This is a genomic window from Methanobacterium bryantii (genome assembly GCF_002287175.1).
In the GTDB taxonomy this organism is placed as follows: domain Archaea; phylum Methanobacteriota; class Methanobacteria; order Methanobacteriales; family Methanobacteriaceae; genus Methanobacterium_D; species Methanobacterium_D bryantii.
Map to the genome: position 1 here is coordinate 302,473 of NZ_LMVM01000023.1, position 21,089 is coordinate 323,561.

The following is a 21,089-nucleotide window of genomic DNA, read 5'->3' on the forward strand; positions in this document are numbered from 1 at the left end:
ATGCAAATTGAAATTATCAAGAGAAAAACCGAGGAACTAGATGAATTAGCAGATAAAATTGAGGAACTTGGAATAAAAGTAATAAAAGGCATTCCTTTTTCGCATGACCCACTCACACATGTAGCATGTGGTGACTACGTTTGGAGTATTCCTTCAGGGGAAATTAAAAAAAATCAAAGAACTTTTATTAAATTATACCAAAAATGGTATTCCATTTCTTTACAATTAGTGGATGAATATCTAAACAAAGAAAGAGAAATTGAATTTAAAGATATTTATTCAGATATTCTAGACTATTTACAGCCAAATGGGCGTGAATACTCTACAGATAAGAATCTTTTTATTGATAAATTTCTTAATAAGTATGACATTCAAAGAGGAATTTTATTAAGCATTCCTGATATAATAGAAGTTAAAGAGATGAAATTACGTAAATTAATTTCAGCTGATTTTGTAGAAACTGAATTAGAGGAAGCAGAACTTCTTTTTAATCACGAATTTACAAGAGGTGCTGGTGCTTTAGCAGGAGTAGCTCTTGAAAAACATCTAGAAACAATGTGCCAACTTAATGATGTTTCATATAAACCAAAAGCTACTATCGATCCTTTAGCCACAGAATTATACCGAAATAATCGTTTAGACATTACTGAACTTAAAAAAGTACAGCATTTAGCAAGTATCCGGAATAAATGCGATCATCCTGAAGAAATTACCAAAGAAGAAGTTAAAGAATTGATAGATGGAGCTAAAAAATTTATTATAAATCATTAAATTAATTTTAAATATTTTTATATTAATTAATTCAATATTAATCTGGTTTATAACATGTTGATATTACCCTTTGCAATTTTAGCCATTAGTAATTTATTAAACGTCATTGTACGATCTATAAATTCACTAATTTCATTTTTAATACAATATTGGGTATTTATAACTCCATTTATAAGTGTTATAGGTGCTTTTTTGCTAAATCGCCATTATAAATTGAAAAAATCAAAAAAAGAATTTATTGAAGTTTATAAAAATTCAAATCAAATTAAAGATTCAGATTTCAATATTGCAAAATACAATGAATATTATTATAAACGTCTTGTAAATACTGAAATTTCTAATTCAATAAATAACCAAAAAAATATCCTTATTATTGGAAAACCAAAAGCAGGTAAGACAAGGGCAGCATATGAATCTATTAAATCAGTTAAAGGATTTAAAGTTATCAAATTTTGGGAAGAAACGATTAAAATTGAAGAACTTCCAGAGAACCTTTTTAAAGGTAAAATAATTATTTTTATAGATGATTTAAACAAATATATTAACAAATTAGATCTCAATCGACTGATTAAAAAGCTTAATTCAAAATCTAAAAAATATATGATCATTATAACATGTCGAAGTGGGGAAGAATATAAATCTATTAATAAGGAGTTTGGAGAGATTATAAGAGATTTCAATGAAATTAAAATCGAGGATATAACTAAAGATATTGCTCAGAATTTATCAGATGAATTAAATTTAAAAGTCGAAGATTTCGATGGAACAGTAGGATCTTTATTTCTTGGAATAGGAGATATGAAACTAAGATATGCAGAACTTTATAAGGAATGCAGAGTTTTATTCACAGTAATGAAAATTTTTGCATATGCAGAAAGTTATATTGTTACAAAAAGAACTTTAGAAGAAGTTTACAGTGAAATATTAATTAAAGAGAATATGCAAGCTGATTTTCTCTTTGAAGAAGCCATAAATAAACTTAAAGAAAATTCATTTATTTTTGAAGAAAGCGGAAAAGTTAGCGCTTGTCACGATACATACCTAAATATTCCAAAATATGAAATATCTTTTGACGATCTGAAATGGCTTAAAACTGTTTTATTCCAAATAAAAGATGAAAATGCATTATTTAATATTGGAAATTCATTTAATGACAACAGAAATTATGAAGAAGCTATTCAATGTTATAATAGAGCCATAGAAACAAACTCAAAGAACGATAAATCATGGAATAATAAAGGAATAGCTCTGGCAAGGCTATCTAAATATACTAAAGCAATAAAATGCTATGATAAAGCATTGAATTTAAATTCAATGAATGATAATGCTTGGACGAATAAAGGAATCTCTTTAGCGGCACTAGACAAAATAGAAGAAGCTATTGAGTGCTATGATAAAACTTTAGAAATAAATCCCAATCATGAAAAAGCTTGGAATAATAAAGGAAATGCACTTGGTGATATAGAAAGATACGAAGATGCCATTGAATGTTATAATAAAGCTTTAGAAATAAACCCAAAATATGGCAATGCTTGGAATAGTAAAGGAACTGCCTTAGCTATGCAAGATAAAAATGAAAAAGCTATCCAATGCTACGATGAAGCCCTAAAAATAAATCAAAAAAATGATAAGGCATGGTATAACAAAGGACTAGCCTTGGCAACGTTAGCTAAGTACACTAAATCTATTGAATGTTATCATAAATGCCTAGAAATAAACCCAAATCAAAGTAGAGTCTGGAATAGTAAAGGTAATGCTATGGCTATGCTGAAAAGACATGTAGATGCTATCAAATGTTATAATAAAGCTACAGAAATAAATCTAGACTATGAATATGCGTGGTATAATAAAGGAAATAGTTTAGATGATTTAGGAGGATATTGGGACGCAATAGAAAGTTATGACAAAGCAATAAAAATAAATCCAAAGAACGATAATGCATGGTATAACAAAGGATTAGCCTTAATTAAGCTATATGAGTACAATGAAGCCATTAAATGCTTCGATAAAGTATTGGAAATAAATCCAAAGCGTGATGAAACATGGAATAATAAAGGAAATGCTTTGGCTATGCTAGGAAAATACAAGGAATCTATTGAATGCTATGACAAAGTTTTAGAAATAAATCCAAATCACAAAACTGCCCAAAATAATAAAATGTTATCAATATCAAAATTTAGAATTGAAAAATAAATATTAGATTATTTCCAGTTTTCTTCATAAAACCGTTTTATTTTTTCTAAAGTTTCTAAATTAATCATTCGGCGGTATTCATTAGGATCGTTTAAATTTAAAAGTTTATAATCTTCCATATCTTTAATTATATTGAAATTACTTTTCAAATAATTCGAAAATTCAGTTAAATCCTTATTATTTTTAAAAATAATGAATGGAAATCCTGAAGTTCTAGTATCAAAATTAGAACTATTTTTTAATAATATATTTGCAAATAATCCATCAAATTCTTCTAAATTGTAATAATAAAATCCATGAGTGTCTTCGTCTTTAAATAGATACTTAAAAGAGGGCGCGGGAAATAATACTCTGCATCCATCACAATAAGCATATTCACATTCAAATATTAGTGTTGAATTATGTTTAAAGAAAGCTTTTCCATAGTACCCGGAATTATCTAAATAAAAAGCACAAAAAGGTTCCATGCCTCTTTCTTCAGATTCTGAAAGTTCTATTGTGAATTCAGGATTTATTTTATGATATGCTGACTTTCCCCAATCAAAATCACATTCCCAATCTCTATAATCTTTTAATAATTCTTTAAACCTATCTTCAATTTTTAAAGTTAACCCAAATTGTTCTTCCCACATCATTTTTATGTCATTATAATCCGCAGATTTATTGATACTCGTATTTTTATCGCCTGTCCTAGTGTAAATATAATTAGCTTTAACAGTCTTCTTCTCTTTTTTATAATCTTCAGTTAAAAAATATGGTTTAAATCTTTTATTTTTAATTACAATAACATCTATTTCTTTTTCGCCGTATTTTAATGTTTTAACTTCTATTTCAGGACGGTTGTCTCCTGCAAAATTAATTTTACTTAAAAAATCGGTTATATTGACTTGACTTTTTCTATTTTTTTGTTTTAATGTTAATCCTTTTATTTCACAATTTTTAGCAGGATCAGAAACTCCTAAAATTAAATATCTATCCCCTTCATGATAACAATTAGCTAAACAAAGAATATCATGCAATAATGATGCATTATCTTTGTGAGGTTCTTGTTTAAAATCCCAATATGTACCTTCACACTTACTTCCAATTAAACCTATTACTATTTTTTCCAGATTATCCAAAAAAACACCTACTTATTCTCTTTTAACAGCTCTTTGAGTTCCTTTATTTCAGATTTCATTTCATCCACAGATTTTTCCATGCGTATTATTTTGTTTTTAATTTCATCTTCTTCCTCTTCATGTTCTTCCATAAACAAAGAGGATAGATATGCAGTTAACAGGCTGAAAAAACCAACTCCAATGATCATCAATATAATCCCAACTATTCTACCACCCACAGAATCGGGGACCATATCACCATATCCAACAGTAGATATTGTAGATATTACATACCATACAGCGTCCAGAGGAGTATTAATGCCCCCACGAGATGACTCATCTAAAACTAGAATAGCAATAGATCCTGCACAAATGATAATAAATAAAGTAAGAATTATATAGCTGAGATTAGTTTTTTCAATAACGTTGAAAATAGTTTTTTTACCTTTTTCAAGCAGTACAACTATTTTAAATAGTCTCATAAAAGCCAGATAATTTGCCCATACCGGTGGGAGAATTATAAAAAAAAGTAAAGGTATCATTGCGAAAATATCGATTACATCTTCCTTTAAGTTTGATTTGTAATTTTCTGACCGTTTGTTACATATAAATTCGATAAAGAGAATTATACACACTACTAAATCAAAACCAATTATGTATAGGGAGTTTGAGTAAGATGGATATAACAGAATAAACCCGATAAGGATAGTGTCTAAAATCACCAAAGTAGATATAATTAAATCAGATATAGGTCTTAGATTAGATACAATCCAATCACGTGCAGACCTAGATTTACGACCTACATGTCTATCAGAGCCGGATTCTATTTGGCTATCTTCCAAAATAATCTTTTTTTCAGTTTCCAGGTGTGCAAATTTTGTTCCGCAGTACTGGCAGAAACTTGCATCTTCACTGTTTTCTTTACTGCATTCTGGACATCGTGTCATTTTAACATTCCTATTTGTAATGGCATGGAATTAGTTTCTTTGTTATCTATCTGTTTAAGTATAAAAGTATTGAATTAATTAAGTCTACTGCAAATTTTATTAGGTACATACAGGATCTGATGAAGCAAGCAGATAAATCTATAATTTGACACGTGAAATCATTGATTTTGATAGCTAGAAAAAAATCATAATTGTTTTATTAACCCTTCAATGATACACTTTAATACAATTCCTGAAACTGGAATGGCGTATTCACGTCCATTACTTGAGATATTAATGTTAACCCTATTGATGCCTATAAAGTACTCCGTTTTTTGCTTATTTTCTCTTCTAGAGGCTATACCATCCCTATAAGGTTCTATAGATATAATTTTCCTTAAATCTATGTTATTAGTACGCTTACTTCCTGTGAAAACCAGCCTTTTATTTGTTAAAGTGAGCATTCCCTGATCTACAGTTCTTAATTCTTCATGAGATTCACTGTGTGATGAAAAATTTCCTACTTTAAAAGATATCCCTTTTGCAGCCCGAAAAGTTTGCCCGCCATAAGATCCTCTTGTTTGTCTAACTGCTCGAGGTTCCCAAAGCGCTATATCTGACCAAAAAAGAAAAGCTCTCTCATTCTTTTTTAAAATTACTGGAGAATTCGTATCTGCAAATGTAACTTTTCCATGTGATGCATCTACCAGCCATGAATTAATATCCTGCTCTTGCTGTTTAGCATCTGAAATTCCACCATTCGCTATATTTATCCATTCTCTTTCTGCAAGGGCTTGTTTTCCATACTCCTGCCAGACATGGTTTGATTTATCGTTTACTCTGGTTAATTGATAATTTTTACCTTTTTTCTTGAAGGTAGATCCACAGCGTTCACATTCACAGATATGGATTGTTGTAAGTCCGAGCATTCCCTTATGATCATGGTAACATAATGGACCCTCCCCACAAACAGGACATTTCTCAATCCATATTTTTTCTGCTTGCGGTTTTTCTTGAATAAGTTCTTTATTTTCTGAATTCGTAAGTTTTATCCCGCAGTACTGACAGAATTTTGCTTCTTCGTTATTTTCTTTGCCGCATTTTGGACAGAAAATCATTTTAGCGCCTCCATATCACCTGAATCTATTTTTACCTTAATTTTTCCATGTCCATTCGATACCATAGATTCATCTCCGAATACAAAAATCCCTATTTTACAGACTCAAACCAAAATTCAAGCCCAATACCTGCAAATCTGAAGAAAATTTCCAAATGTTGTTACTTTCCGTGAATCTGAAAAACTGTGTTAAACCATCTAAAAAGGCTGTTACTACCACTGAAATCATTGCTAAAATTACTGCAATAGTATACTGAATATAAACAAAATAAACGAAAATATAATAAGAAAATAGCCCAATATACATCCAGGTACATCGTGAACAAACTGGAAAATAATGATTTCGGATTTTAAAAGTTCTTTCTGGTAATCTATGACATATAAACACTTTAGAAAGATTTATATACGAATTTTCTCCTATATTTAGCAAGTTTTGGTTATTCATAAGTCGATGTACTGGTATTTGTTTCTAATAATATTATTATTTACTATCATAGCAAAATAGAAACATTTATATCTTTAATCCTAAAATTGAAAGTTTTAATACAATATTATATAAAAAGTACTATATTTTTAACAAAAAGTAAAAATAATTAAGGCCTGCAGATTTTACACAGCATGTAACCGTGCGCTCTAGCTTGTGCCTTAGTTTTGAAGTATATTCTGTTATATCGTTTTATTTTTTTCGTAGCGGCAGGTAATCTTATGATAAACATGAGAATGAATACTGGCGACATAACGGTATTTATAAGCCGCCGAAACTGTAGGTGTACTAACCGGCTGAACTGTTATCTGTGAACTTGTAGACGCATCCATTGGTTCAAATACAGGTAAAAATGCAATTACAAAAATTAAAGCACTTAAAACTGCAATTATCTTTTTATCCACTGACTTCATCCCATTTATGCTAATAAAGATCATTTTTTACAGTACATAATAATAATATTTACTATAATCCTAAAAATAGAAAATATTATTTCTTTAATCCTAATATAAAAAAAATTTTAATATTATAATATAAAAATTAACATAGTATATTTAACTAAAATAATAAAAAAAAGTTTATTAAATTATTTATTAATCATTAACTACACTAAAAAACTAATTAATATTCCCTACTATTTTTTTAATTTACTATTTATTTTCGGGGAGATTTGCGCACTTTTAAATGATCCAGAGTAGATAACTACTTTTTTAAGTTATAACTTATAACAAGTCAGAATAAATTCTATTAACGTACCCTCTAAAAAGTCAATTAAAAATGAGATTAACCACTAGAAAGAACTAAAATCTATCCCATTATTTAGACAAAAAATTATTGGAGTTTATTCTTAAAATTGAATATTTTGAACCATTTTAAGAGCATAAATTCCAACCGCAGAAAGTATTACTATAACTAATACATGGTTGACTGGCATAATATTTATTTCCTGAGTTTTCTAATTATCCATAGAACATTCTACTATTTATTTATTTTTTCCAATTTTTTACCAAATTACCCCAGTAAAATAAGGATAAACCCGACTAAATATACCAGTAGAAATACAATACTTGCTGCAAATAAACCAATGAACATGTATTCCATATTTTTTTTCTCATTTACATCTAAAATTTCTGGTTTTTCCTCTTCTATATCTTTTTCAGGTTTTTTAACCCTTTTCTTTTTCTTTGCCATGATCATTTACTCCATTTAAACTTTCTAACCATTTTAATTCAATTATTACACCATCAAAAAAAGTTTTTTTAAGGGTAAAATTTTCATCTCACTTCAAACCATCATAAGTTTGGATTTAAATATGTCAAAAAGTATTAAAATATTTTAAATAATTATTCAAAAATAGAACGAAAAAATATCGTTACTATTTATAATATATCCCAAAGACAACAAAGCCCACCAGTACAACGGCTAGAACTAAAAAATACGGATATAATTCCAACATAGGGGCAGTATCCATTCTTAAAACATCTTGAAATAGAGAACGGGAAGTAAATTGAACTCCAGTACTTAAAAAGATCATCCCATTTAACTTCAATCTTTTTTTCTCTTTAAGGATAGCCACATACTCTTCATCGAAATTTTCCTTCGGAGTGCTGCCCAATAATCCTGATCCAAGTTTATAGACCTGGGATATTTGTAAAATATTTTTATAGTTCTTCCTATATTTGCTAGCTGCTTTACGCCAGCTTTCTCGTTTAGACTCCTGACTGCAGTTCTTATCATCAGGATGACAGTACTTCTGATTGGGTGATCTAACTTCAAATGGATCACCACACCATTTACAATATCTTATTACAGTGAATTTACCCATAAAATGCACCTGAATTTGAAAAAAATAAAATATCTAAAATTTTTATTATTTTAGATTACGATATGATTCAAACTGATTTCATATGTAACCATCATAAATTTATGTTTAAAATATTAAAAAAATATTACTAAAATTTATGAAATTTAACTGATTTTTTATTTCAAGTTTTTGAGGACTTTTTTTCTGTTAAAAGAACATTGACCCTTTTGGTTACATCATGGAAATCTTTTCTGAATTTTTCAAGTCGTGCTCTTGATTCACTTAATTTATTCTGTGATTGTCCATTTAATCCTTCTTTTGCTGCATATAGCGATTCAGAGTTGATAACTACAATCTCCTGCATGCTAATCAGGATATTTAAAACCTTTTGTTTTAGTGAACTGCACCGGGATGGTGAATTTAACTTTTCAAATTCATAGAATATAACTTCTATTTCTTTTCTAATAATATCCAGCTTCTTAGAAGCTTCTGAGTTACTAATTTTCCCTTGAGATTCATTATCTATTATTTCTTTAAGTAAAAGCAATAATCCTCCAGTTTCATCCATACATTTTGCACTCTTCTTTAAAAATTGCCTTTTAGTCAATTCCAACATAGATATACCTCATAAAAAATTTAAAATTTAGGTATTAATACTATGTTTTTTAAGATAGAAAAAAATTTACAAATCAGTGCAAATATATACCTATTAAATGTGGCTTACTGCCTCATCAAACAAAATCATAGACTTTTCTAAAAGCAAATTAAGAGCATAATCACACTTATGATATAGATCAAGGACATAATAATGTCTATCATCATTTCCCATTAAAATGAGAGGATAACTTCTGCAAACATGAGGCCTGCTGTCATATATCTTACATCTTTTTGCACCATGGAATTTACAGGGGAGATCTTCTTTAAACCGAAAATGCCCAGGATATTCATCATTACCTACTATTTCATATTTTAAATCAAGATTGAACCGTAACAATATTCCCAATTCATCTTTATGGATAAATATAGGTGATGACTCCTTGCAGCAAGTCCCGCAGTGGCTGCACCATTCAGGATGCGCTGCTGCAATTTCAAAATCAGAAGGGCCGCCGAAAATCTCTAAACTTATCATGCCTGCAAATTCAATTATTTCTTTAAGATCCTCTTTTTTAATTCCGCTGTATTTTTTAATTGATCTCTTTTTTCTAAGCCTTTTTAATGCTGATTTTTCAAGCATCTTCTTCTTTAATTCAATATTTTCGCCATTACCCTCGTTTTCTAAAACTTTTTCCTGAATCTTTTCAAACAAGTCCCTATCTATCAATGTATCCCTTAACATATAACTCACCATTAATTCATGATTATGCGAAAACAATGAACAATTCACTGAATTTAATGGTTCTAAGTCTCTTCAAATTTTCCGAATTATTTTACTTCAAGACGCTGAAAGAGTTCCAATATAGTTAGCATCGAATACTGAATTCAAATATCATAATTCAATTTATCTTTAATAATATCATAATTTACTATTTAACCAAAAATAGAAATTATTATTAATATGCAAAACACAATTTTTAATTTTAAGCCAATCAATAAGTATTGTGTTTTATTAAGAGTAAGGAATAGTAAAATAAAAAGCAGAACCTTTACCAAATTCAGATTCAACCCAGATACGCCCCCCATGACGTTCTATGATCCTTTTAACTATGGACAAACCAATTCCAGTTCCTTGATATTCATCCAGGGTGTGCAATCTCTGGAATATTACAAAAATACGTTTCATATACTGTTTTTCTATCCCAATACCATTATCTAAAACTGAAAAAATATGTTCTCGGTTTTTATCGTCTTTTTTAGCCGAAATATGGATTTCCGGAGGCATCATTTCTTTTTTAAATTTAAGGGAATTACTTATGAGATTTTGAAATATCCTTTGGAGCTGCCCTGCATCACACATTACAAAAGGTAATGAATTATAAGTAACTTTTGCATTATTTTCTTTAATTGAAAATTGAAGATTATCAATAGCCTGATTCAATATAAATTCACTGTTTACCCGCTTAAATTCATTTTCTTTTGTTGAAATACGTGAATATTCAAGTAAACCTTTAATCTGTTCTTTCATTCTAAGTGCAGCTTCAACTATATAATCCATGAATTCATCCGCGTCAGAGTCAAACTTGCCCTTATAACGGCGTTCTAAAAGCTGAGTAAAACTTGCAACAGTCCTGAGAGGTTCCTGTAAATCATGAGACGCTACATAAGCAAATCGCTGTAACTCTTCATTAGATCGTTTTAAATCACCAATTGTCTCTTCAAGCCGGTTTTTGTATTTTTTTAATTTATTTTTTGATCTAAAGCCCGTTAAAGCTTCTATAATTGCAACTGATAAAGATTCGATAATTTCAATATCTTCTAAACTATAGTTTCTTTTTTTATTAGCTAAAACTATTAATCCAATTACTTTATCGCCCTGTTTAAGTGGAACACATAAAAAAGAATTTACCAGAGGGTGCCCTTCAGGTAATCCATTTTTATCATAATTTAAATCATTTATAATTAGCGGCTCTTCTTCTTTTATGGCTTTTTTTAAATAACTGTTGATTTTCATACTTGTAATAGATTTATGAATTTTAGACTGATGAGTTTCATATAGTTTTCCTGCAGAAGAGCTCATAATTATATTACCTAACTGTCCATCATCATTAATTTCAGCTATAAAACCCATTTCACTACCAACTAGCTGTTCTGCTACCCTGATACCCACATCTGCAACTTCTTCTTCAGTTTCACTGGTTAAAGACTCTCGAAATATTTTATTAATTCCATTTAATACAGAATACTGCAGTTTAATTTGATTTTCTGCCTTTTTTCTTTCGCTGATATCACGTGAACCAAAAACAGCGCCTTTGGCTCGATGTTTTTCATCAAAAAATATATTACCTACTATTTCTAGCCAGATATAATGCCCATCAGCATGCCTAAATTGAACTTCCATCCTTTCAGGTCTCATTTCAATAAAACTAATTTCAATAGTACTTTTAACCTCATATAAATTATCAAAATGAACATAGTCAAATATTGGTGTTCCAATGAGTTCTTCTGGCTCATAACCAAGTAACATCTTACCAGAAGGACTGACATACTGAATAATTCCATGTATATCAGTTTGACTTACCATATCTACCATATTATCCGTAACCATGCGCAAATTCTTTTCACTGTCATTTAAAGCTTTTTCGGACTCCTTACGTTCAGTGATATCTCTATTAAAGCTGCCAATTATTACCCCTTTTTCGGTTTTTATGGGAAAAGTTATAGTCTGTAGAAATCTGTGTTCACCATCATCTCTCTGAATCTCATTATCTTCCGGTTGATTTACCTGTGGAATGTTTTTACTGTTCAACAATTGATTTATTTTTGATTTAAGCCCACCATATATTTCAGAAGTTTGTTTTTCTTCTGGAATAATCATATACTGCACATCCCAAATGAAATTGCCTATTATATTTTCCTTTTTAAGCCCGGTTATCTGATTAAAAGCATTGTTACATTCAATAATAGCCCCATGCTCGTCTGTTATGATTATTCCATCAGAAAGTTGTTTGAGGGTTTCACGAAACTTCTCTTCACTTTCTTTTAAGGCCTTCGCATTTTGCGATGCTACAAATGCTTTATGTTTAATGGCATTATAAGCTTCTTCAAGTTCTGTGGTTCGTTCTTTAACCTTTTTTTCCAGATTGTTACGTGCTTTTTCCAGTTCGCTTGCAATCTTTGATTGAGATACCCCAAATTCTTTGATTGCTTTTTCCATTTTTTTACGTTTGGTAATATCTGTATTAATTTCCATGTAGCCTGTTGGTTCATTATTTTCATTTTTTTGTAACTCCCACCGGCTTAAAACAATTATTTTTTCACCATCACGCCTTGTATGAGTCACTTCACCTTCCCAATGCCCATTTTGGAAAAGTTTACGGAATATTTCCTTTAAGGGCTCTGAAAAATCAGCTTTAAGCAGCTTATAAGATACTTTACCGTAAGCTTCTTTCCTCATCCACCCGTATCTTTTTTCTGCACCATGATTCCAAAATATAATCCTGTCTCCCATGTCACGGACTATAATTGCATCACGAGTAAGATCAAGTAAATCAGCCTGTTTCTGTAATTTTTCTTCCATTTTTTCTTTTTCAGTTATATCATTGCTGATTGTAACAAGTGTATTACTGTCAGATAAATAGGTAGAAACTGAATAATATTTATTTAATGGCTTAAAATAAGTCTTAAATTTTCCATTTTTGCCAGATCTTGCAACTTTACTGGTCATTTTAAAATGTAAAAATAGGGCATCATTATCACATAATTCAGTTATTGTTTTCCCTATTGCTTTTTCATAGGAGATAAATTCATTGATTACTGACGCATTGTTTATGTATTTGATACGTAAATTGACAACTTCATTAAGTGCATCACGTATTAATTCATAAACGATGACTCCATCCTGTAAATTATCAAAAATCTGAAAATTCACATTGGATTGAATATCCCCTGGATTATTATTAGTATTTATCATTTATATCCCCTTGGGAAAATATATAATAATCAATGCTATTTTTTAACTATTATTATTATGTTTTATTATTAAAATATAACTGACAGTACCTGTAAATTCATATGAATTCTTTATTTCATATTATGTTATCATAATTTACTATTATTTTTATACTTTATCCCAAATTAGTGTGAATAATTTTATTTTTTTTATTAGAGTTAGTTCCAATAACTCAGTATTAATAACTCTTGATATTGATCAATAAAATGTTATTATACTTACTAATGTATTTCCGATTTATAAATAATCAAAATTATTGTAATATATAATATAAAACATTAAATTAAAAGTAGACTTTAAAAATATTCAAATAGGTAAAAAGATTCGATATATTTTCGTGGTTTTCAAACATTTCATAAATAAATATTCTTTATTTTTTAACTGCATCAAGTATTGAAAATCCATTAAAATAGAAAATATTATATTTTTTAACCGCACAAGTTAAGATTCTAATTAACTTTCTAAAAATAAATCCAGAGATGGTGGATGCTACTTAATAAAAGCTTGAGTTGAACATGGTATGCTTAAAAAAATTGGTTTAGCTATTATAATTATCATAACTTCGTTCATGATTTATAGTTTAATTGAACCTTATTGGATTCAAATTGAAGAGGTCATGATAGAATCAAATCAAATTCCTGCCCAGTTTGATGGTAAGAAAATTATTTTTATATCGGATGTCCACATGGGATCATGGCCATTTTTTGACCAAGAAAGAACACAAGATTTGGTCAATGAGGTAAATGGATTGCATCCAGACATGATTTTACTTGGAGGAGATTATGTAAGCGACGAACCTCTCTATGTCAATTCTTCATTTACAGAACTTTCCAAATTAAAAGCACCTTTAGGTGTTTACTGTGTTTTAGGAAACAATGATCCTCGGAATGAATCTCTTGAAGCTATTAAAAACACCAATATCACATATATTGGTAATACAGGCCTCTGGATTGAATATCAGGGGGCAAAGGTTAGAATTGGTGGTGTAGGCGATATACAGACTGATACCCAGGATCAAGACTCTGCAGTAGGTAATGCAAATAAAAATGATTTTATGCTACTTTTATCTCACAATCCTGACTTTTTTCCGCTGGCTGATAAATCAAAAGTAGATTTAATGCTTTCAGGGCACACTCATGGGGGACAAATAACTTTCTTTGGGATCTGGGCCCCATATACTCATTCTCAATATGGAAATAAATATAGAACTGGAGTAATAAAAGAAAATAACTCTACAATGGTTGTAAGTAATGGTATTGGTACAATTACATTACCTATGAGGTTCTTTGCACGTCCTCAGATTGTAGTAATAGATTTAAAAAGAACTTAACGTTTAAAGCAACATTAATCAAATTTAAACTTAAAAAATAAGAAAATATTGATAGAATGTCCTATCAACTATCTATTGCTGTCCAAATATTAAACTTTTCAAATAGTCAAATGCAGATTGTAGATAACTCATTATTTGACCCAATATTCCGCCAGATTGAGACAGCTGCCCTGTAACATTTTGTAGTTGTGACTTAAATCCTGCCAGTTCTCCCTGTACCTGTTGGGAATTCGATATGGTGTTTGCAATTTCCTGTGCCTGTGAATCACTGATATTGATATTCAGGTTATTAGCAGTGTTAATTACAATTACTTTAATCTGACTTGCATCTTGTAGATTTTGATTTTGAACTTCATTCTGGACTTGTTCGAAAAGATTAGCTATTGTATCCGGACTCTGACCTGTCTGGTTTGCTATCTGAGTTTCTGTATATAATGTATCTGTTGCAGCTTGTTTAGCACTGTCAGGGATTTGAGCACCTACTGCAAGTTCATAAGATTTTAATACACCTGCTAAAGCAGATTCTCCAGAGGATACAACAGGAGAAGTAACTACTACATATCCATTATTAATTCCTAAAGATTTTAGTGCATTTGCATACATCTTAGGGGTAACAACATTTATTTTACTGCTGTCCACTGTGACATTAATTCCATTGCTATAACTCAGATCCACCATAGCACATGAGTATATCTGACTTGAAGAGTAAGTCCTTCCAGTTATATTTTGAGAAATTTCGTTAACTTCAGATGCTGTAATAAGCTTTGTAGTAGCTGTACTCACATTTTTATCAGTGTGAGACTGGAAATAATCCATTACAGAATTCTTATATTGAGAATTTGAATTTGTAGCTACTCCTATGGTTACTGCAAATCCTGAAGCACCATATATTGGGGCTATAGCCATTAATACCAGCAGAATTACTGCTATATACTTTTTCATTAAACCACCTCATTGAGTAAATGAACTGTTGATCTAACAATTTTGGTTATGTAGTTCATGCGTTTCAAGGCAAACCTTTTAGATTTACATGTCATTCATTTTTTTAAATCAATGATTCTTAGCATATAGACGGATATAAACTTTTTCACTTAAAAAGGAAGAAAAAGTACAGATAATGTGAAATATTATCTAAAAATAAGTTATGGGAATTATTTCAAAAGCACAACTCTACTTTCATATGATTTATCTTTAATCTCCAAATCACATTTTTCTGCTACAGAACTTGCAAAATCATAAATCTCCTGATTTGAAGGCATATTTTCAAAAGTCAGCCTTTTTCTGGAGTATCCTACAAACATGTACGCTTTAATTTCAACAAAATCAGGATTTGTCTTTTTAATCATGTCGGCATATTCATCTACATTTTGCATGTTGTATCCTTTTACACATGTCATTCTCAAGACCGTTCTGCAGTCAAAGCTTGAAATCAAATCAAGGCTTTTATTTAGGTTATTCCATCCATTTTCTACCTGAGGGTTGCATAATTTGTTATATGTCTCTTTATTTGGAGCATCAAGGGATACATAAAGCTGGGTTGGTTCTTCTTTAAGATTTTCCAATTTTTCAGGTGTCATCCCATTTGTAACCAGGAATGTGGTGAAATTTCTCCTGTGGAATTCTTCTATCAGGTCATCTATTTTGGGGTACAGCATTGGTTCACCAGCAAGTGAAATCGCTGCATTATTTGGATCCTGAGATTCCTGGAGTTTTTTAGGGTTTGCTTTTTCATTTCCAAAAAATCCGCAGAGAAGATTCCTCTGGGCATCTATGCAGCCGTCAATAATTTCTCCGGGTTCATCAAAATCTCCTTTCCATTGTGTTTGCGTAACTGAGAGATCTCTCCAGCAGAATAAACACTTTTGATGGCAGAAAGGAACACTTGGAGATATTTGCAAGCACCTGTGGCTTTCTATACCATAAAATTTCTGTTTATAACATACTCCCTCATCAAGTATGCTCTTTTTAGTCCAGTGGCATACTTTAGCTGCAGAATGTTTGTTATTTCCTACAAACCGGTATCCCATTTTTTCAAGCTTTTTGAGGTTTTCATCGTTTAATGACATTTTAATCCTGCTTTAATTAAGTATTTATTGATAATATCTGATTTGATTATTTTACTCATAAATAAACATATTCTAAATCAATTACTGTTCTAGAAGTATATGAAATATTATCCCTGTCTATTTTATATTTGAGTTATTTTACTCACATATCATTTTGCAATGTATAAATTTTTTCATATAATCCAAAATTATTTTTCATATTACAACACCTAAAAGTTTTATGATTTTATTCATAATTAAAACTGCTTTTTTTGTTAAAAACAAACATAAAAGTAATATAAATTTAGGTTAAATTTCAAATATTTATTATTTTTTGTATTCAAGATATAAGAAGGCGTTGTAATCTATAAATTCGTTAAAATCGCTTTTTGTTAGAATTAAAGATAGAATAATATTTATTTACCTAAATAGAGTTTAGAATTAGCGTACATCTAATTTAATAAATCACCCACCTCAAGGTAACATATTAAACGTTTATGTTTTAAGGGAATGGGCTTTTATGGAAGCCCTTCTACCAAAACACGGAAGTAAGTTTCCTTCTTTAAGCTACTTATTTTAAATTAACTTTAAGCTCGCTTTAAATCTAAAAAACAACGGTATAAAAGCTTTTTTTCGACGAAAAAATCAAAAGATTTATATATGCTGTAGGTTGATTTTTGTATTGTCCAAAACGTTCCAAGTAAAGTACATCTAGTACTATGGGACACGGAGGCGGTACAATTAAGCGACAAAAATTGTGCGCACTGCTACTAGTAGTAGGTATGGCAGTGGGCATTTGCCCTTCAATAGCAGGGGCATCAGACCAAAATGCATCGGACAATAATGCACAAATTGGTCTACAAAAACATACAAACGTTTTAGAAGTAAATGCTGCTTCGACCATAAAAGTTAAAGTTTGGTATAAGCACTGGTATAAATCCCATGGAAAATGGAGATATGTATGGAAATATTACTACAAATACAAAACCAGTACAGCTAAAGCAGCATCAAGTTACAGTAGCTCGTCTTATACATCAAGTAGTAAAGCAAATACGTTCAGCGACCCTAAATTAAACTCCATTATGAAATCGGCCGCAGGATACGGCTACAGAAGCGGAGTAAGCACTGCCTCAGGCTTAGTTAAATATAAAGCCGGTGATTGTTGGGCATATAGTGCATATTTAGACTCTAAATTCAAGGCTGCAGGATACAAATCAAGGGTAATTCAATACGCGACAAGTTATTCCAGCAGGCACAGATCAGTACAATTATATCAAGAAGGGACATGGAAAACTGTTCCTTACAGGGCATACGGATACAATTATTTAATTGTATAACCCAGTTCAAACTGTAATTTCAAATTTACTTCACTTTAAAATCGGATTTTAGTCCTTGAAACATGAAAAATAAAGTTTTAAGGGCTTTTTTTAATTTTAGTTTTAACACAGCCTAATCAAATTATTTTTTTTTGTATAAATTTATAATTACCAAAATATTTTTATATTCTGGACATAGAAATAACATCAATACTATATTTGCTTTTTTGGAGGTTAATCATGAACGAAATTAAAGAAACTCCAATTGTAATTTTGAATTTTAAAACATATTTAGAATCTACAGGAGAAAATGCTCTAAAACTTGCTAAAAGTTCAGAGATGGTTGCAGAAGAAACTGGTGTAAATATAATGGTTGCACCTCAATATACAGATATTTACAGGATTGCTCGCGAAGTGGATATTCCTGTTTTAGCCCAGCATATTGATACAATTGATGCAGGAGGACACACAGGCAGTATTCTACCAGAATGTGTAAAAGAAGCTGGAGCAGTTGGTACTCTTATAAACCATTCAGAAAGAAGGGTAGAACTTTTTGAAATCGACGCTGCAATTAAAAAAGCGGATTCACTTGGATTAAGTACCGTTGTTTGTACAAATAATATAGAAACAAGTTCTGCGGCTGCTACGTTAAATCCAGATTTTGTAGCTATAGAACCTCCAGAACTTATAGGATCGGGAATCCCTGTATCCAAGGCCGAACCTGAAATCGTTGAAAAAACAGTAGAAAGCATCCACAACATCAATCCAAAAGTAAGAGTACTCTGTGGTGCTGGGATATCAACAGGAGATGACCTGAAAGCAGCGATAGATTTAGGAAGTGAAGGGGTACTTCTTGCATCCGGAATAATTCTTGCAGATGATCCTAAAAAAGCGCTTCTGGATCTTGTAAGTAAAATATAACTGAAAAATAAAATTTGAAGTCATGTTACAACTAGCTATCAAAATAAAAAAAATTACAGCAGTACTTATTCATGTAAAGTGAATATAAATTAATATATAAAAAAAATTAAACTGGAGAGAAAAAATGTCCCTTCCATTTTATACCATAGATGACTTTAATTTAGAAGATAAGACTGTTCTTGTGAGAGTTGATATAAATTCGCCTGTAGATCCAAGTACAGGTTCTATTTTAGATAACACAAGAATAAAATTACACGCCGAAACCATAGATGAAATTTCCAAGAAGGGTGCAAAAACAGTTGTGCTGGCTCATCAAAGTAGGCCTGGAAAAAAGGACTTTACTACACTCCAGCGGCATGCAAAAGCACTTTCAAACATTTTAAATCGTCCTGTGGATTACATTGATGATATTTTCGGCACGGCTGCAAGGGAAGAAATAAAAAGAATGAAAAAAGGAGATATTCTCCTGCTTGAAAATGTCAGGTTTTATTCTGAAGAAATCTTAAAAAGAGATCCTAACCAGCAGGCCGAAACACACATGGTTCGTAAATTATATCCCATTATTGACATCTTTATAAACGATGCATTTGCAGCTGCCCATAGATCACAACCTTCACTGGTTGGTTTTGCGGTGAAGCTACCGTCAGGTGCAGGTAGAATAATGGAAAAAGAACTTAAGTCACTTTATGGCGCTGTTGATAATGCTGAAAAGCCTTGTGTTTATGTACTGGGCGGAGTAAAAGTAGACGACTCAATAATGGTTCTGGAAAACGTTTTAAGAAATGGCAGTGCAGATTATGTACTTACAACAGGTCTTGTTGCCAACATTTTCCTGTGGGCTGCAGGAATAAATCTAGGAAAATATAACGAAGATTTTATTATAAATAAAGGATACATTGACTTTGTGGAAAAAGGCAAACAACTGCTTGAAGAATTTGATGGGCAGATTAGGATGCCTGATGACGTTGCTGTTTGTGTAGATAATGTAAGAGTAGAATACTGTACTAAAAATATTCCAAACAAACCAATATATGATATTGGAACCAATACCATCACGGAGTATGCTAAATTTATAAGAGATGCAAAAACCATATTTGCAAATGGACCTGCAGGTGTTTTTGAGCAAGAAGGTTTTAGCATTGGTACAGAAGATATTCTAAATGCAATAGCATCCTCTAATGGATACTCAATAATTGGAGGAGGTCATTTAGCTGCTGCAGCTAATCAGATGGGTTTATCTTCAGGAATAACCCACATAAGCAGTGGCGGTGGAGCATCTATAAATTTACTTGCTGGTGAAAAACTTCCTGTTGTTGAAATATTAACTGAAGTAAAAATGAAAGGTAGAAAATAGTAAACCTTTTATTTTATATAGATTAAATCTTAAATATTAATATCTCAATTTGAGAGAAATTTTAAAATTTATAGTAAATGTTTAATCATGGATTAAAACTTAGATGAATTGACTTTCTCGTTAATTATTCAAAAAATAAAAATTTTAGATTTAATCGCACATAGTATTATATACTATGAGAATCTAACGAGTTATATTCGCCGGGTGGTACTACCACAAACTATTTAAAGGAATAGACTTATACCTAAAAATGCCTCGGTAGCTCAGTCTGGTGGAGCGCGAGACTTGTAATCTCGTGGTCGCGGGTTCAATTCCCGTCCGGGGCTTTAGGTTACAGGAAATACAACCTAAGCGAATTCGATGTGGGACCATAGGGTAGCTTGGTCGATCCTTTGGGCTTTGGGAGCCTGAGACTCCGGTTCAAATCCGGGTGGTCCCACTCAAATATCAATATGCAGCTGGGAGTCGATGATTATATCTTTATCCCGCCTTAGCTCAATTTGGCAGAGCATCGGACTGTAGATCCGAATGTTGCTGGTTCAAGTCCGGCAGGCGGGATTTTGATTATTAATAAGCTCCAAAAAATAGATAACGGAAGACAAAAATTGGATAGAAATAGAAAAGTATATAAGTAAGTATACGTATACCCAATTATACTCTCATTCTTAGCTGCCCTGGTGGTGTAGGGGCTATCATGTGGGCCTGTCGAGCCCACGACTCGGGTTCAAATCCCGGCCAGGGCGTTATCATTGAGGGCCCGTAGCTCAGTCTGGCAGAGCGCTTGGCTTTTAACCAAGTGGCCGCGGGTTCAATTCCCGTCGGGCCCGTTCTTAATTTTTTTACTGGAGGATAAAGTGTGAAAAAAGATATCTTAAAACACAAATTAGTTCCAGAACATACTATTTTGTCAAAATCTGAAATAACTAAAGTAATGAAAGAGTTAGATATCCACCCTGAACAGCTTCCAAAGATCAAACAGGACGACCCTGTTTGTAAAGCAATTGAAGCCAAAACAGGAGATATTTTGAAAATAACACGTAAAAGCCATACTGCCGGCAAGTTTGTTACTTATCGACTGGTATTAGATTAATTTTATTAATTTTTGGAGTTGAAGAAAAATCA

General features: G+C 31.1%; 20 protein-coding genes and 5 tRNA genes. 12 read left to right on the forward strand and 13 right to left on the reverse strand.

Annotated features, from left to right (window positions below):
* Nucleotides 1-771, forward strand: coding sequence for a hypothetical protein (locus ASJ80_RS10040; protein ID WP_069582760.1), 771 nt, complete (start codon nucleotides 1-3; stop codon nucleotides 769-771).
* 213 nt (nucleotides 772-984) lie between these two features.
* Nucleotides 985-2,964 (forward strand): tetratricopeptide repeat protein, encoded by a 1,980-nt coding sequence (locus tag ASJ80_RS10045; RefSeq protein WP_069582761.1) that lies wholly within the window; start codon nucleotides 985-987, stop codon nucleotides 2,962-2,964.
* 8 nt (nucleotides 2,965-2,972) lie between these two features.
* On the opposite strand, the gene ASJ80_RS10050 is transcribed toward ASJ80_RS10045, so the two are convergent.
* The 11 genes from ASJ80_RS10050 to ASJ80_RS10095 form a co-directional block, all read right to left on the reverse strand.
* Nucleotides 2,973-4,085 (reverse strand): AlbA family DNA-binding domain-containing protein, encoded by a 1,113-nt coding sequence (locus tag ASJ80_RS10050; RefSeq protein WP_069582762.1) that lies wholly within the window; start codon nucleotides 4,083-4,085, stop codon nucleotides 2,973-2,975.
* Nucleotides 4,086-4,093: 8 nt separating this feature from the next.
* Nucleotides 4,094-5,011, reverse strand: a complete 918-nt coding sequence (locus tag ASJ80_RS10055) for a potassium channel family protein (protein ID WP_069582763.1) — start codon at nucleotides 5,009-5,011, stop codon at nucleotides 4,094-4,096.
* A gap of 185 nt (nucleotides 5,012-5,196) precedes the next feature.
* Complete coding sequence (locus ASJ80_RS10060) at nucleotides 5,197-6,108, reverse strand: zinc ribbon domain-containing protein (RefSeq protein WP_069582764.1); 912 nt, start codon at nucleotides 6,106-6,108, stop codon at nucleotides 5,197-5,199.
* Between the two features lie 96 nt (nucleotides 6,109-6,204).
* Entirely contained in the window at nucleotides 6,205-6,552 is a 348-nt protein-coding gene (locus tag ASJ80_RS10065; RefSeq protein WP_083240859.1) for a DUF2085 domain-containing protein, read from the reverse strand.
* 148 nt (nucleotides 6,553-6,700) lie between these two features.
* Nucleotides 6,701-6,823, reverse strand: coding sequence for an Ada metal-binding domain-containing protein (locus ASJ80_RS17875; RefSeq protein WP_176720178.1), 123 nt, complete (start codon nucleotides 6,821-6,823; stop codon nucleotides 6,701-6,703).
* Nucleotides 6,774-6,995, reverse strand: coding sequence for a hypothetical protein (locus tag ASJ80_RS10070; RefSeq protein ID WP_069582765.1), 222 nt, complete (start codon nucleotides 6,993-6,995; stop codon nucleotides 6,774-6,776). Before ASJ80_RS10070 ends, ASJ80_RS17875 begins: the two co-directional genes overlap by 50 nt.
* Nucleotides 6,996-7,602: 607 nt before the next feature.
* Complete coding sequence (locus tag ASJ80_RS10075; RefSeq protein WP_069582766.1) at nucleotides 7,603-7,782, reverse strand: hypothetical protein; 180 nt, start codon at nucleotides 7,780-7,782, stop codon at nucleotides 7,603-7,605.
* 184 nt (nucleotides 7,783-7,966) lie between these two features.
* A complete protein-coding gene (locus ASJ80_RS10080; RefSeq protein WP_069582767.1) occupies nucleotides 7,967-8,416 on the reverse strand; it encodes a hypothetical protein in 450 nt (149 codons plus the stop codon).
* Nucleotides 8,417-8,576: 160 nt separating this feature from the next.
* Nucleotides 8,577-9,011, reverse strand: coding sequence for a hypothetical protein (locus tag ASJ80_RS10085; RefSeq protein ID WP_069582768.1), 435 nt, complete (start codon nucleotides 9,009-9,011; stop codon nucleotides 8,577-8,579).
* Between the two features lie 93 nt (nucleotides 9,012-9,104).
* The gene (locus ASJ80_RS10090) at nucleotides 9,105-9,731 is read right to left on the reverse strand and encodes a YkgJ family cysteine cluster protein (RefSeq protein ID WP_069582769.1); all 627 of its coding nucleotides are present in this window, start codon (nucleotides 9,729-9,731) and stop codon (nucleotides 9,105-9,107) included.
* A gap of 270 nt (nucleotides 9,732-10,001) precedes the next feature.
* On the reverse strand, nucleotides 10,002-12,962 hold the full coding sequence (locus ASJ80_RS10095) for a PAS domain S-box protein (RefSeq protein WP_069582770.1): 2,961 nt from the start codon (nucleotides 12,960-12,962) through the stop codon (nucleotides 10,002-10,004).
* Nucleotides 12,963-13,521: 559 nt separating this feature from the next.
* Between ASJ80_RS10095 and ASJ80_RS10100 the strand changes: the two genes are divergently transcribed.
* Complete coding sequence (locus ASJ80_RS10100; RefSeq protein WP_069582771.1) at nucleotides 13,522-14,331, forward strand: metallophosphoesterase; 810 nt, start codon at nucleotides 13,522-13,524, stop codon at nucleotides 14,329-14,331.
* A gap of 72 nt (nucleotides 14,332-14,403) precedes the next feature.
* On the opposite strand, the gene ASJ80_RS10105 is transcribed toward ASJ80_RS10100, so the two are convergent.
* Nucleotides 14,404-15,273 (reverse strand): DUF1002 domain-containing protein, encoded by an 870-nt coding sequence (locus tag ASJ80_RS10105; RefSeq protein ID WP_069582772.1) that lies wholly within the window; start codon nucleotides 15,271-15,273, stop codon nucleotides 14,404-14,406.
* Between the two features lie 209 nt (nucleotides 15,274-15,482).
* Entirely contained in the window at nucleotides 15,483-16,397 is a 915-nt protein-coding gene (twy1, locus tag ASJ80_RS10110; protein ID WP_069582773.1) for a 4-demethylwyosine synthase TYW1, read from the reverse strand.
* Nucleotides 16,398-17,095: 698 nt separating this feature from the next.
* Here twy1 and ASJ80_RS10115 point away from each other — a divergent pair.
* The 9 genes from ASJ80_RS10115 to ASJ80_RS10155 all read left to right on the forward strand — a co-directional run bounded on the left by ASJ80_RS10115 (nucleotide 17,096) and on the right by ASJ80_RS10155 (nucleotide 21,057).
* Nucleotides 17,096-17,713, forward strand: a complete 618-nt coding sequence (locus ASJ80_RS10115; RefSeq protein WP_141705150.1) for a hypothetical protein — start codon at nucleotides 17,096-17,098, stop codon at nucleotides 17,711-17,713.
* A gap of 219 nt (nucleotides 17,714-17,932) precedes the next feature.
* A complete protein-coding gene (tpiA, locus tag ASJ80_RS10120; RefSeq protein WP_095652078.1) occupies nucleotides 17,933-18,613 on the forward strand; it encodes a triose-phosphate isomerase in 681 nt (226 codons plus the stop codon).
* A gap of 124 nt (nucleotides 18,614-18,737) precedes the next feature.
* Nucleotides 18,738-19,967 carry a phosphoglycerate kinase gene (locus tag ASJ80_RS10125; protein WP_069582776.1) on the forward strand — a complete coding sequence of 410 codons (1,230 nt, stop codon included), beginning with the start codon at nucleotides 18,738-18,740 and terminating at the stop codon, nucleotides 19,965-19,967.
* A 252-nt stretch (nucleotides 19,968-20,219) separates the two neighbouring features.
* Nucleotides 20,220-20,293: transfer RNA gene (locus ASJ80_RS10130), tRNA-Thr, on the forward strand.
* 38 nt (nucleotides 20,294-20,331) lie between these two features.
* A tRNA-Pro gene (locus tag ASJ80_RS10135) sits at nucleotides 20,332-20,406 on the forward strand.
* Nucleotides 20,407-20,451: 45 nt separating this feature from the next.
* Nucleotides 20,452-20,525, forward strand: a tRNA-Tyr gene (locus ASJ80_RS10140).
* A gap of 113 nt (nucleotides 20,526-20,638) precedes the next feature.
* A tRNA-Asp gene (locus tag ASJ80_RS10145) sits at nucleotides 20,639-20,710 on the forward strand.
* Nucleotides 20,711-20,720: 10 nt separating this feature from the next.
* Nucleotides 20,721-20,794 (forward strand) — tRNA-Lys (locus ASJ80_RS10150).
* Between the two features lie 29 nt (nucleotides 20,795-20,823).
* A complete protein-coding gene (locus tag ASJ80_RS10155) occupies nucleotides 20,824-21,057 on the forward strand; it encodes a DNA-directed RNA polymerase subunit H (RefSeq protein ID WP_069582777.1) in 234 nt (77 codons plus the stop codon).
* The last annotated feature ends 32 nt before the right edge of the window (nucleotides 21,058-21,089 follow it).

Coding starts and splice junctions, on each gene's coding strand:
- ASJ80_RS10040 (WP_069582760.1), top strand. CDS start 1: ATGCAAATTGAAATTATCAAGAGAAAAACCGAGGAACTAGATGAATTA.
- ASJ80_RS10055 (WP_069582763.1), bottom strand. CDS start 5,011: ATGACACGATGTCCAGAATGCAGTAAAGAAAACAGTGAAGATGCAAGT.
- ASJ80_RS10060 (WP_069582764.1), bottom strand. CDS start 6,108: ATGATTTTCTGTCCAAAATGCGGCAAAGAAAATAACGAAGAAGCAAAA.
- ASJ80_RS10065 (WP_083240859.1), bottom strand. CDS start 6,552: ATGAATAACCAAAACTTGCTAAATATAGGAGAAAATTCGTATATAAAT.
- ASJ80_RS17875 (WP_176720178.1), bottom strand. CDS start 6,823: ATGTTTATCATAAGATTACCTGCCGCTACGAAAAAAATAAAACGATAT.
- ASJ80_RS10075 (WP_069582766.1), bottom strand. CDS start 7,782: ATGGCAAAGAAAAAGAAAAGGGTTAAAAAACCTGAAAAAGATATAGAA.
- ASJ80_RS10080 (WP_069582767.1), bottom strand. CDS start 8,416: ATGGGTAAATTCACTGTAATAAGATATTGTAAATGGTGTGGTGATCCA.
- ASJ80_RS10085 (WP_069582768.1), bottom strand. CDS start 9,011: ATGTTGGAATTGACTAAAAGGCAATTTTTAAAGAAGAGTGCAAAATGT.
- ASJ80_RS10090 (WP_069582769.1), bottom strand. CDS start 9,731: ATGTTAAGGGATACATTGATAGATAGGGACTTGTTTGAAAAGATTCAG.
- ASJ80_RS10095 (WP_069582770.1), bottom strand. CDS start 12,962: ATGATAAATACTAATAATAATCCAGGGGATATTCAATCCAATGTGAAT.
- ASJ80_RS10100 (WP_069582771.1), top strand. CDS start 13,522: ATGCTTAAAAAAATTGGTTTAGCTATTATAATTATCATAACTTCGTTC.
- ASJ80_RS10105 (WP_069582772.1), bottom strand. CDS start 15,273: ATGAAAAAGTATATAGCAGTAATTCTGCTGGTATTAATGGCTATAGCC.
- twy1 (WP_069582773.1), bottom strand. CDS start 16,397: ATGTCATTAAACGATGAAAACCTCAAAAAGCTTGAAAAAATGGGATAC.
- ASJ80_RS10115 (WP_141705150.1), top strand. CDS start 17,096: ATGGGACACGGAGGCGGTACAATTAAGCGACAAAAATTGTGCGCACTG.
- tpiA (WP_095652078.1), top strand. CDS start 17,933: ATGAACGAAATTAAAGAAACTCCAATTGTAATTTTGAATTTTAAAACA.
- ASJ80_RS10125 (WP_069582776.1), top strand. CDS start 18,738: ATGTCCCTTCCATTTTATACCATAGATGACTTTAATTTAGAAGATAAG.